Here is a 10,777-nt window from a genome sequence, read left to right on the forward strand (position 1 = left end):
TCCATGTCTAGCGCCGGCCGAACAATCGTTCGATGTCGGCAAGCTTGAGTTCTACATAGGTCGGCCGGCCGTGATTGCACGTGGCTGACCCTGGGGTAGCCTCCATCTGTCGCAGCAGCGCGTTCATTTCCTCGGGCCGAAGCCGGCGGCCGGAGCGCACCGAACCATGGCAAGCCATCGTTGCCGCAATGGCGTTGAGACGCTCGGTCAGCGTCTCGACGGTGTCGTGCTCGGCGATCTCGTCGGCGAGGTCGCGGATCAGCTGCTGCACGTCGACTTCGCCCAGCATCGCCGGCGTCTCCCGCACGGCCACGGCGCCGGGGCCAAAGCGCTCGAGGCCGAGGCCGAACTTGCGCAGCATGTCGGCATGGCTCGCCAGCCGGTCGGCATCCTCTTCCGGCAGGTCGACGATCTCCGGCAGGAGCAGCATCTGCGCTGGCATCGGGCGGGAGGCAAGCGCCCCCTTCAGCGCCTCATAGACCAGCCGCTCGTGTGCCGCGTGCTGATCGACGATGATCAGCGAGTCCTCGGTCTGGGCGATGATGTAATTCTCGTGGATCTGCGCGCGCGCCGCACCGAGCGGCATCGCCTTCAGCTCGGGCGCGGGCTCGACGGTAGCCGCGCGCGCATCGGCGGACGGGCGCATCGCCTCCGCAAAGGCCGCTTGCGCAGCCTCGGCGAACTCCATCGGCCGGTGGAACGAGGTCTGCGGATTGAAGCCAGGGGAGGGCTGCGGCCGCCAGTTGTAGCCGTTGCCGCCGCCGGGGCTGGTGTTAGCATAGCTGTTGCCGGAGCCACCGGGGCGGAAGGCGTCGACCATGGCGCTTGCCGCCGAGGTGGAGGGCCTGATGCCGGCGCCCGAAAGCGCCTGGCGGATCGAGCCGACGAACAGGCCGCGGATGAGGCCCGGGTCGCGGAAGCGCACGTCGGCCTTCGCCGGATGGACGTTGACGTCGACGAACATCGGCTCGACATCGAGGAACAGCGCCGTCACCGCGTGGCGGTCGCGCGGCAGGACGTCGGCATAGGCGCCGCGGATCGCCCCTGCCAGTGCCCGGTCTCGCACCGGACGGCCGTTGACGTAAAGATACTGCGCCAATGCATTGGCGCGGGTGTAGGATGGGATCGAGGCAAGGCCGGTGAGGGCCGCGCCTTCCCGGTTCGCGTCGATGCGAAGGGCATTGTCGACGAATTCGCGGCCGAGGATCTGCGCAATGCGTTCCTCGATCGTGTCGCAGGCGGGAAGGTCCAGCGTCGAGCGGTCGGTGCCCGACAGAGTAAAACGCACCTGCGGGAAGGCGATGGCGATGCGGCGCACCAGCTCGGTGATGGCGCCTGCTTCGGCGCGCTCGCCCTTCATGAACTTGAGGCGGGCAGGGGTGGCGTAGAACAGGTCCCGCACCTCGACCATCGTGCCACGGTTGGCCGCAACCGGCCGCACGGAGGAGACGCGCCCGCCCTCGACGGTGATCTCGTGGCCGCTGTCGGCATCGGCAGTGCGCGAGCGGATCGTCAGCTTGCCGACTGAGCCGATCGACGGCAATGCCTCGCCACGGAAGCCGAGCGAGCGGATGTCGTGGATGTCTTCGCCGAGCTTGGAGGTGCAGTGCCGCTCGACGGCGAGGGCAAGGTCCTCGGCGTCCATGCCGCTGCCATTGTCGGTGACGCGCAGGAGCGTGAGTCCACCGCCAGCCGTCGCGATCTCGATGCGGGTCGCGCCCGCGTCGAGCGCGTTCTCGACGAGTTCCTTGACGACGCTGGCAGGGCGTTCGATCACCTCGCCGGCGGCAATCTGGTTGATGACGGTCTCTGAGAGGTGACGGATTCGCATCCCTTCATCCTAGAGGGATTCGGGCGCGAACGTCAGGTGTTGAGGTCCGTCATCAACCGGAGGGTTAGTTGCGGCGGTTGGCGTAGCCCTTGCCGTAGTAGCGCTCGATCCGTGCCTGGATCAGCTCGAAGCAGATCGACAGCACCCAGTAAATGATCGCGGCTGCGATCAGCATCTCGAACACGCGGAAGTCGCGGCGGCCGACGATCTGCGCGGTGCGTGTCAGCTCCCACACGCCCATCACCGAGACGAGCGACGAGTCCTTCAGCATGGCGATGAACTGGCTGCCCGTGGGCGGCACGATGAAGCGCATCGCCTGCGGCAGGATGATCTTGCGGAAGGTCAGGCTCTTGTTGAGGCCGAGAGCGGCGGCGGCATCATGCTGGCCGTGCGGGACGCCGAGGATGCCTGCGCGGAAAATTTCAGCCAGATAGGCGCCGTAGCAGAGCGAAAGGGCAAGGATGCCGGACGGCACCGCATTCAGCGCGAACTGTGGCCCGAGCTGCGGCAGGCCGAGATAGATCACGTAGACCTGGAGCAGCAGCGGCGTGCCGCGGAAGAACGAGGTGTAGAAGGTAGAGGCAGCGTAGGCGAGGCCGCTGTTCGATAGGCGCGCGAGTGCCGCGGCCATCGCGAGCACGCTGGCGAAGGCGATGGAGATGATCGACACGTAGAGCGTCGTCACCGCGCCGGTAGTGATCAGGTAGGCGAAATTGGTCTGGCCGTCCTGGCTGCGCTGAAACCAGATCGAGAAGTCGCGGTCAAAGCTGCTGACGAAGGCGACGAAAACGATCAGGAGTTCGACCCAGACGATGGGTACCTGATACTTGAACGGCAGCAGCCGCAGCAGCATCAGGTTGATCCAGACGGCGGCGGCGATCAGAATTCCGGTGAGGGCGTGGAGAAAAAAGCCGGGCTCCGTATCAGGCCCGGTCGCTCCCCCTGTCAGCGGCGCGATCAGCCCGCCGAGCCGGGTTCCACCCAGTTGCAGCCATATCAGCGCGACCGCGAGGCAGCAGATGACGATGGCTTCGGCGCGCGAGGGCTTCAGCCTTTCGAGAATCGAGCGCGCGGGGTCATCCCCGCGCAGCTCATCGTGTGTAAGTGGAACCGTCACCTTACTTGACCGTGGTAAGATCCACCCCGTACCACTTTTCCGACAGCGCCTTCAGCGTGCCGTCCTTGTGCATCTCCGCGATGATCTCGGCGATCTTCGCGTCGAACTCGGGGTCGCCCTTGTCGGTTGCGACGGCCAGCGGCTCGTAGAAGGCCGGCTCGCCGACGACGCGCATCGGATAGCCGTTCTTGATCGCTTCCTGGATCGTCGGCAGCGCCGAGAACACGGCATCGAGGCGCACCCCGTCGCCGAGGCGCAGGTCGTCGAAGGCGTTGGTGTCGGACTCATAGGTCTTCAGCTCGCCTGCCTTGACCTGGTATTCGAAGGGCGGGGTACCCTCGGCGTCGATCACCAGGTCCTGCATCAGGTAGGCGTCATAGGTGCAGCCACCGCAGGAACCGATCACCTTGCCGTTAAGCTCGTCGAGGCTCTGGACCTTGGAGTCGGTGTGAACCGCGAACGCAGCCGGGGTGTAATAGTAGATCGCCGGGAAGTTCAGCACTTCCGCGCGCGCCTTCGTTGGGGTCATCGAGCCGACGGCGACGTCCCAACGGCCCGACCAGCCGCCCGAAACCATCATTTCCCACGCCGGCGTAACGCTGGCGAACTCAACGCCAAGGCGCTTGGCGATCTCCTTGCCGACGCTGACGTCGAAGCCGTCCATCTCGTTGTTGTCGTTGAGGAACGACTGCGGCGGGTAATCAGCCTCGGACGCCATAGTCAGCTTGCCGGTCTTCATGACGCGGTCGAGCGTCTCGCCGGCGAGTGCAGGCGAAGCCAGCATCGCCACTGCCGCGGCGAGAACTGCCAGTTTGGTCTTCATGTGAATGCTCCCATTTGCCTGGGGATGCTCCCCTTGTTGAAATCCCCGAATCTCATCTGGCGGGTGCCTCTTGCGAGGCACCCTTCATGGTGTTTGCCGGACGCCTAGAAGAACGCCTGCAGGCCGGTCTGCGCGCGGCCGAGGATCAGCGCGTGGACGTCGTGCGTGCCTTCGTAGGTGTTGACCGTTTCCAGGTTCTGCGCATGGCGCATGACCTGGTACTCGATCTGGATGCCGTTGCCGCCGTGCATGTCGCGGGCCATGCGGGCGATGTCAAGCGCCTTGCCGCAGTTGTTGCGCTTCACAAGGGAGATCATCTCCGGAGCGAACTTGCCCTCGTCCATCAGCCGGCCGACGCGCAGTGAGGCCTGCAGGCCCAGCGCAATCTCCGTCTGCATGTCGGCAAGCTTTTTCTGGAAGAGCTGCGTCTGCGCGAGCGGGCGATTGAACTGCTTGCGGTCGAGGCCGTACTGGCGCGCGCGGAACCAGCAGTCCTCAGCCGCACCCATCACGCCCCAGGAAATGCCGTAGCGGGCGCGGTTGAGACAGCCGAACGGGCCCTTGAGGCCGGAGACGTTCGGCAGCAGCGCATCTTCGCCGACCTCGACATTATCGAGGACGATCTCGCCGGTGATCGAAGCGCGCAGCGAAAGCTTGCCACCGATCTTCGGCGCGGACAGGCCCTTCATGCCCTTTTCGAGCACGAAGCCGCGGATCTGGTTGTCGTGAGCGGCCGACTTCGCCCAGACGACAAAGACGTCGGCGATCGGCGCGTTCGAGATCCACATCTTCGAACCGATCAGGCGGTAGCCGCCGTCGATCTTTTCGGCGCGGGTCTTCATGCCGCCGGGATCGGAACCGGCATCCGGCTCGGTCAGGCCGAAGCAGCCGATCCATTCGCCCGATGCGAGCTTCGGCAGGTACTTCTTGCGCTGCTCTTCCGAGCCGTAAGCATAGATCGGGTGCATGACGAGCGAAGACTGCACGCTCATCATCGAGCGGTAGCCGGAATCGATGCGCTCAACCTCGCGCGCGACGAGGCCATAGGAGACGTAGCCGGCGCCGACGCCGCCATACTCTTCGGGGATGGTGACGCCGAGGAGGCCAGCTTCGCCCATTTCGCGGAAGATCGCCGGATCGGTCTTTTCTTCGAGATACGCTTCCTCGACGCGCGGTGCCAGCCGGTCAGCCGCGAATGCCGCCGCTGTGTCACGTATCATGCGCTCGTCTTCCGTCAGCTGGTCGTTCAGCAGAAACGGATCGTCCCACGCGAAAGAGCCCATTTTGTCGTGGAGCGGGGCATTCATGTTCATTCACTCACCACAAGAAAAATTAATTCCAGATCGCCAGATTAAAGAGGTTCAGGCCGTTGGCAACCAGCTTGTGTGGCATAGCCCCTGACGAAGTCGCTGTACCACCAATTCTCTGTAAGACTTCATTTACCGGAATCTACGGTTGCACGCTCTGCCGTAGCACGGTTCCCCCTGTGTTAACCAGTTGCCTGCATGGTGCGCTGGGGCCAAGAAGTTTGGGGTCAATACATGGCAGGCGGGAATGCCGGTGGCGCTGAGCGTCTGATCGCGAAGATCAAGGCGGCCTATTGGCTGGCGCTGATGATCATCGTCGCGATGGTGCTGGCTGCTTACGTCATGCTGCAGAGCATGATGGCCGACCACCGCCGCTATGAGGAAGTCATCGCCCTGATCGGCTCTCAGAAGGCGCTGTCGCAGCGCATCGTATTTCTGGCGAACGCGGCTACATTGCGCGAGCCGGAGCGGACCGGACCGCTGGTCGGGCTCCTGCGCGACGCAACACGCCAGTTCGAGACCAACAACGCTTGGCTTGCGCAGTGGGTGGACAGCGTCGATGCCCCGCAGATCAAGGAGATCTTCTACCAGCAGCCCTTCCACCTCGAATTCTTCTCGCTGAACCTGGTGGCAAACGCCCAGCGATTGATTGCCTCGCTGGAGACGATGCTTGGGCTGCGCCGGTCAGATGGAGTCTACGTCGGGGGCAGGGAGCGGGCGCATCTCGATGAATCCGGCGCCAACGCCACCCTCAACGGCTTCGAGGCACTGGAGACGGAACTGCAGAAGCAGTCGCGGGCCGGCCTCGACGATATGCTCAAATTCCACCGCTACCTGTTCCTGGCGACGATCGGCGTGATCTGCATGATCGCGCTGTTCATCTTCAGCCCTATGGCCGAGCTCATCCGCCGCCGCACGACCCAGCTGGTGGAGGCGCGCAACGCGATGGCTTACCTCGCCGTCCATGACGGTCTCACCGGCCTCTACAATCGCAGCTTCATGCGCGAGAAATTCACGAATCTGATCGACGAGACGCTGAGCCGCGATAAGCAGCTCGCGGTGGTCCAGCTCGATCTCGATCGTTTCAAGCAGATCAATGACACGCTCGGCCACGCGGCTGGCGACTATGTGCTCGCCACCACTGCGCGCCGCCTCAAGGCAAGCTGCAGGCCCTCGGATGTCTGTGCGCGTCTCGGCGGCGACGAGTTCCTGATCGTCCTGCCGGATGCCGGCACCCGAAGCGACATCGAGGGCTTCGTGCGACGGGTTCTCGACAGGGTCAACGAGCCGATCGTCTACAAGGGATCGACCATCTTCTCCCGGGCAAGCGCAGGCGTTGCCATCTGCCCGCCGGATGGCATCGACCCCACGGTCCTCGTCGTCCATGCGGATCTTGCGCTCTATGCGGCCAAGAAGAACGGCGGCTCGTCAGTCGAATTCTTCTCCGACGAGCTGCGCCAGGACCTCGAGCACAGGCGCCTGCTCGAAGCCGACCTCATCGAGGCGATCGCGGCGGAGGCGTTCGAGGTTTATTTCCAACCGCAGGTGTCGCTGTCGACCGGCCGCACGACCGGTGTCGAGGCGCTGGTGCGCTGGCGTCACCCGAAGCGCGGCATCGTCTCGCCGGGCGAATTCATTCCGGTCGCCGAGCGCGCCGGCATCATGCACTCGATCGGCCGCATCATCATGAAGAAGGCGATCGGCGAAGCCGCCAACTGGTATCGCAGCGGCATCGAGTTCGGCCGCGTCGCCATCAATGTTTCCGGCACCGAGCTGCGCGAGAGCGACTACACCACCTTCCTGTTCTCGGTCATTGAGGAGTCCGGACTGCCGGCGAGCCATTTGTCGCTGGAGATCGTCGAGTCCGTCATTCTTGACGACGACAAGACCGGTGTTGCTTCAAAGCTGCGCCAGATCCGCGCCGCCGGGGTGCATCTCGAACTCGACGACTTCGGCACCGGCTACGCCTCGCTGACGCATGTCAACCCGCAGGAGATCGATCGCCTCAAGATCGACCGCCGCTTCGTCCAGAACATCGACCTCGACGGCGACCACGCCAAGATCGTTCGCGCGCTGGCGGAGCTTGCCCGTTCGCTCGGCATCTCGGTCGTGGCCGAGGGCGCGGAGACGGAAGCGGAACTGACGGCGCTGATGACGCTGGGTTGCGACGAGGTGCAGGGCTACGCGGTTGCGTTCCCGATGCCGCCCACCGAGGCGCGCGACTGGCTGCAGGCGCGTATGCCGCGCAAGAGCAGGACCGCCGAGGGCCAGACCCTGTCGGTCTAGGTGTCCGCGATCACCTTGCCTTCAAGCGCCGCGAGGCCCGCGAGCAGCGACTTGCGGTCCTTCTCGCTGAGCATTGCAAGCAGTCTCGCCTCGAACCGACGCGCAACCGGCACCATCTCGCGATAGGCTTCGTGTCCCGCGCGCGTCAGCGTCAGGTGTTCGGTCCGGCGATCCTGGCCGTCCGGCTCTCGCGTCAGCCACCGCCGTTTTTCCAGCGCCAGCACCGCGCGTGAAACCTTGGTCTTGTGCATCGACGAATGCCGCGCGACGGCGGTTGCCGTCATCGTCCCGTACTGGCCAAGCGTTGCCAGCAGCCGCCATTCCGGCCGGGTGAGGCCGTAGCGGCTGCGATAGAGCTGCGAGAACTCGCGGCTGACCGCATCGGCCAGCCGGTTGAGCCGGTAGGGCAGGAACTCTTCCAGCGAAAGAACGGCGTCGTCGCTCATTGGCATCTTCGTTGATAGTTACATTTTCGACGGTTACAAATGTAACTATCGCAGCAGAAGTCAACAGGTTGCCTGATCCGGGGAGGGCGGGAGGCAACCGGGAGGAAACGATGAACGACCTGAGCATGCCTTCAGCCGCGCGCGCCGCGCAGCAGACGTCCGCCTTTGCTTACATGCCGGGCTTCGGCAACGACTTCGAGACCGAGAGCCTGCCGGGGGCGCTGCCGCAGGGCATGAATTCGCCACAGCGTCCCGCCTATGGGCTCTATGCCGAGCAGCTGTCTGGCTCGCCCTTCACCGCGCCGCGCGGCGCCAATGAGCGCTCCTGGCTTTACCGCATCCGCCCGAGCGTGCGGCATCACCAGCGCTTCACGCCTTATGCGCTGCCGCTGTGGAAGTCGGCGCCCAATGCCGGCGACAACCAGTTGGCGCTCGGCCAGCTGCGCTGGAACCCGACGCCGATGCCGGAGGTGCCCACCGACTTCATCCACGGCATCCGCACCGTCACCACGGCCGGCGACGTCTACGGGCAGGCCGGCATGGCCGCGCATGTCTACGTCGCCAACACCGACATGGTCGATGACCACTTCTTCAATGCCGACGCGGAGATGCTGGTCGTGCCGCAGCAGGGGGGGCTGCGCTTCCGCACCGAGATGGGCGTCATCGAGATTGAGCCGGGCGAGATCTGCATCCTGCCGCGCGGGCTGGTGTTCAAGGTGGAACTGATCGACGGGCCGGCCCGCGGCTACATCTGCGAGAACTACGGCGCCAAGTTCACGCTGCCGGACCGTGGCCCGATCGGCGCCAACTGCCTTGCCAATCCGCGCGACTTCAAGACGCCGGTCGCCTGGTTCGAGGAGAAGGAGACGCCCTGCCGCATCTTCGTCAAATGGTGCGGCAGCTTCCACGTCACTGAAATTGACCATTCGCCGCTCGACGTCGTCGCCTGGCACGGCAACTACGCGCCCTACAAATACGACCTTTCGACCTACTCGCCGGTCGGGGCGATCCTGTTCGACCATCCGGACCCGTCGATCTTCACGGTGCTGACTTCGCCCTCGGGCGAGGAGGGGACCGCCAATGTCGATTTCATCATCTTCCCGCCGCGCTGGCTGGTTGCCGAAAACACCTTCCGCCCGCCCTGGTACCACCGCAACATCATGAGCGAGTTCATGGGCCTCATTCGCGGCCAGTACGACGCCAAGGAGGAAGGCTTCGTTCCCGGCGGCATCAGCCTGCACAACATGATGCTGGCGCATGGGCCGGACGCGAGCGGCTTCGAGAAGGCATCGCGCGTCGAGCTCAAGCCGGTGAAGCTGGAGAACACGATGGCTTTCATGTTCGAGACGCGCTTCCCGCAGATGGTTACCCGCTACGCGGCAGAGCACGATACTCTGCAGGACAACTATCTCGACTGCTGGTCCGGCCTGAAGAAGCGTTTCAACGGCACGCCGGAAGGCGATTGGAGTTGATCCGTTCTGCTGCAATACTGCAGCGGAAACTTCGCTGGTCAGGGACGGAGACAGCATGAAACTTGCCACACTGAAGGACGGCACGCGCGACGGAAAACTCGTCGTCGTGTCGCGGGATCTGACCCGCTACGCAGACGCTTCCTTTCTCGTCCCGACGCTGCAGGCAGCGCTCGATGACTGGCAGCGGATTTCGCCGCACCTCGAGGCCCTTTACGAGGGGGTCGAACACCGCTCGATCCCCTATGACCGTTTCCATGAGCACCATGCTCATTCGCCGCTGCCGCGCGCCTACCAGTGGGCGGACGGCTCGGCCTACGTCAATCACGTCGAACTGGTGCGAAAGGCGCGCGGCGCCGAGATGCCAACCAACTTGTGGACCGACCCGCTGATGTACCAGGGCGGCTCGGACTCCTTCCTTGGCCCCCGCGACCCGATCCTGGTCGGGGATATCACCTGGGGCGTCGACATGGAGGGCGAGATCGCCGTCATCGTGGGCGACGTGCCGCAGGGCGCCTCGGTCGATGAGGCGCGTGCCGCTATCCGGCTCGTCATGCTCGTCAACGACGTCTCGCTGCGCGGGCTCATTCCCGGCGAGCTGGCGAAGGGCTTCGGGTTCTTCCAGTCAAAGCCGTCATCGGCCTTCTCGCCGGTCGCTGTCACGCCCGACGAGCTGGGTGAGGCCTGGGATGGCGGCAAGATGCATCTGCCGCTCTTGGTCGAATACAACGGCAAGCCGTTCGGCCGTGCGAATGCCGGCGTCGACATGACCTTCGACTTCCCGACGCTGATTGCCCATGCGGCCAGGACGCGCCCGCTCTGTGCGGGAACGATCATCGGCTCAGGCACGGTGTCGAACAAGCTCGACGGCGGCCCCGGCAAGCCGATCTCGGAAGGCGGCGCGGGCTATTCTTGTATCGCGGAAATCCGCACCATCGAGACGCTGGAGCACGGCGCGCCAAAGACGCCCTTCATGCACTTCGGAGACACCGTGCGCATCGAAATGAAGGACAAGGACGGCCACTCCATCTTCGGCGCGATCGAGCAGCGGGTGGAGAAGTACGAGAGGTAGGGGGCGTCCGCGGAGCTCCGGGCGAACCCACGATGTGCCGTGCAGGGCAGTTGATCGTTTTGCTTTCACCGCTGATGCGGTTGAGGTGTTCCGGCATGGCAACTGTGTTTGTCAGGCGAAGGCTTTGCCGTCCCGGAGCATGGCGTTGAGGACGGTGACGAGCTTTCGGGCGACGGCGATGATGGCGACCTTCTTCGAGCCNGAGCGCNGGGCAATGNCACTGTAGAAGTCCTTGAAGCGCTGGTTTGCCCGGATGGCTCCAAGCGCTGCCATGTAGAGTGCCTTGCGCACCCGCGGCCTTCCGCCAGCAATGGCGCGCCGGCCGCGCTTCTGACCGCTGTCGTCGTTGAACGGCGCAAGCCCGGCAAGTGCCGCCGCCGTCTTCGGCGACAGCCGTCCCAGTTCCGGCATGTGGGCAAGAAGCGT

Annotated in this window: 9 protein-coding genes; 3 read left to right on the forward strand and 6 right to left on the reverse strand. The window is 64.5% G+C overall.

Features of this window, described 5'->3' with window-relative positions; all coding sequences use genetic code 11:
- Positions 1–7: 7 nt before the first annotated feature.
- The 4 genes from mutL to L630_RS0112890 form a co-directional block, all read right to left on the reverse strand.
- A complete protein-coding gene (mutL, locus tag L630_RS0112875) occupies positions 8–1,831 on the reverse strand; it encodes a DNA mismatch repair endonuclease MutL (protein ID WP_024848661.1) in 1,824 nt (607 codons plus the stop codon).
- A gap of 64 nt (positions 1,832–1,895) precedes the next feature.
- Positions 1,896–2,948 (reverse strand): amino acid ABC transporter permease, encoded by a 1,053-nt coding sequence (locus tag L630_RS0112880; protein ID WP_024848662.1) that lies wholly within the window; start codon positions 2,946–2,948, stop codon positions 1,896–1,898.
- Between the two features lies 1 nt (position 2,949).
- A complete protein-coding gene (locus tag L630_RS0112885; protein ID WP_034330259.1) occupies positions 2,950–3,771 on the reverse strand; it encodes a transporter substrate-binding domain-containing protein in 822 nt (273 codons plus the stop codon).
- A 104-nt stretch (positions 3,772–3,875) separates the two neighbouring features.
- Entirely contained in the window at positions 3,876–5,054 is a 1,179-nt protein-coding gene (locus L630_RS0112890; protein ID WP_024848664.1) for an acyl-CoA dehydrogenase, read from the reverse strand.
- A gap of 258 nt (positions 5,055–5,312) precedes the next feature.
- Here L630_RS0112890 and L630_RS0112895 point away from each other — a divergent pair, with 258 nt between their 5' ends.
- The gene (locus tag L630_RS0112895; RefSeq protein WP_024848665.1) at positions 5,313–7,364 is read left to right on the forward strand and encodes an EAL domain-containing protein; all 2,052 of its coding nucleotides are present in this window, start codon (positions 5,313–5,315) and stop codon (positions 7,362–7,364) included.
- Here the strand turns inward: L630_RS0112895 and L630_RS0112900 are convergent.
- Complete coding sequence (locus L630_RS0112900; protein WP_024848666.1) at positions 7,361–7,810, reverse strand: MarR family transcriptional regulator; 450 nt, start codon at positions 7,808–7,810, stop codon at positions 7,361–7,363. The two genes, L630_RS0112895 and L630_RS0112900, sit on opposite strands and share 4 nt — an antisense overlap.
- A gap of 110 nt (positions 7,811–7,920) precedes the next feature.
- On the opposite strand from L630_RS0112900, the gene hmgA reads away from it, so the two are divergent.
- Together hmgA and L630_RS0112910 are read left to right on the forward strand one after the other, a co-directional pair.
- The gene (gene hmgA, locus L630_RS0112905) at positions 7,921–9,282 is read left to right on the forward strand and encodes a homogentisate 1,2-dioxygenase (RefSeq protein ID WP_024848667.1); all 1,362 of its coding nucleotides are present in this window, start codon (positions 7,921–7,923) and stop codon (positions 9,280–9,282) included.
- Between the two features lie 55 nt (positions 9,283–9,337).
- Complete coding sequence (locus tag L630_RS0112910) at positions 9,338–10,351, forward strand: fumarylacetoacetate hydrolase family protein (protein WP_024848668.1); 1,014 nt, start codon at positions 9,338–9,340, stop codon at positions 10,349–10,351.
- Positions 10,352–10,462: 111 nt separating this feature from the next.
- On the opposite strand, the gene L630_RS0112915 is transcribed toward L630_RS0112910, so the two are convergent.
- The coding region (locus tag L630_RS0112915; protein ID WP_024848669.1) for a transposase at positions 10,463–10,777 on the reverse strand (315 nt) is incomplete at its 5' end.

This window comes from Aminobacter sp. J41 (genome assembly GCF_000526635.1).
GTDB lineage: Bacteria > Pseudomonadota > Alphaproteobacteria > Rhizobiales > Rhizobiaceae > Aerobium.

What these genes read in the sequence shown, in the direction of transcription:
- mutL (WP_024848661.1), bottom strand. Translation starts at nt 1,831, where the DNA reads ATGCGAATCCGTCACCTCTCAGAGACCGTCATCAACCAGATTGCCGCC.
- L630_RS0112885 (WP_034330259.1), bottom strand. Translation starts at nt 3,771, where the DNA reads ATGAAGACCAAACTGGCAGTTCTCGCCGCGGCAGTGGCGATGCTGGCT.
- L630_RS0112890 (WP_024848664.1), bottom strand. Translation starts at nt 5,054, where the DNA reads ATGGGCTCTTTCGCGTGGGACGATCCGTTTCTGCTGAACGACCAGCTG.
- L630_RS0112895 (WP_024848665.1), top strand. Translation starts at nt 5,313, where the DNA reads ATGGCAGGCGGGAATGCCGGTGGCGCTGAGCGTCTGATCGCGAAGATC.
- L630_RS0112900 (WP_024848666.1), bottom strand. Translation starts at nt 7,810, where the DNA reads ATGAGCGACGACGCCGTTCTTTCGCTGGAAGAGTTCCTGCCCTACCGG.
- hmgA (WP_024848667.1), top strand. Translation starts at nt 7,921, where the DNA reads ATGAACGACCTGAGCATGCCTTCAGCCGCGCGCGCCGCGCAGCAGACG.
- L630_RS0112910 (WP_024848668.1), top strand. Translation starts at nt 9,338, where the DNA reads ATGAAACTTGCCACACTGAAGGACGGCACGCGCGACGGAAAACTCGTC.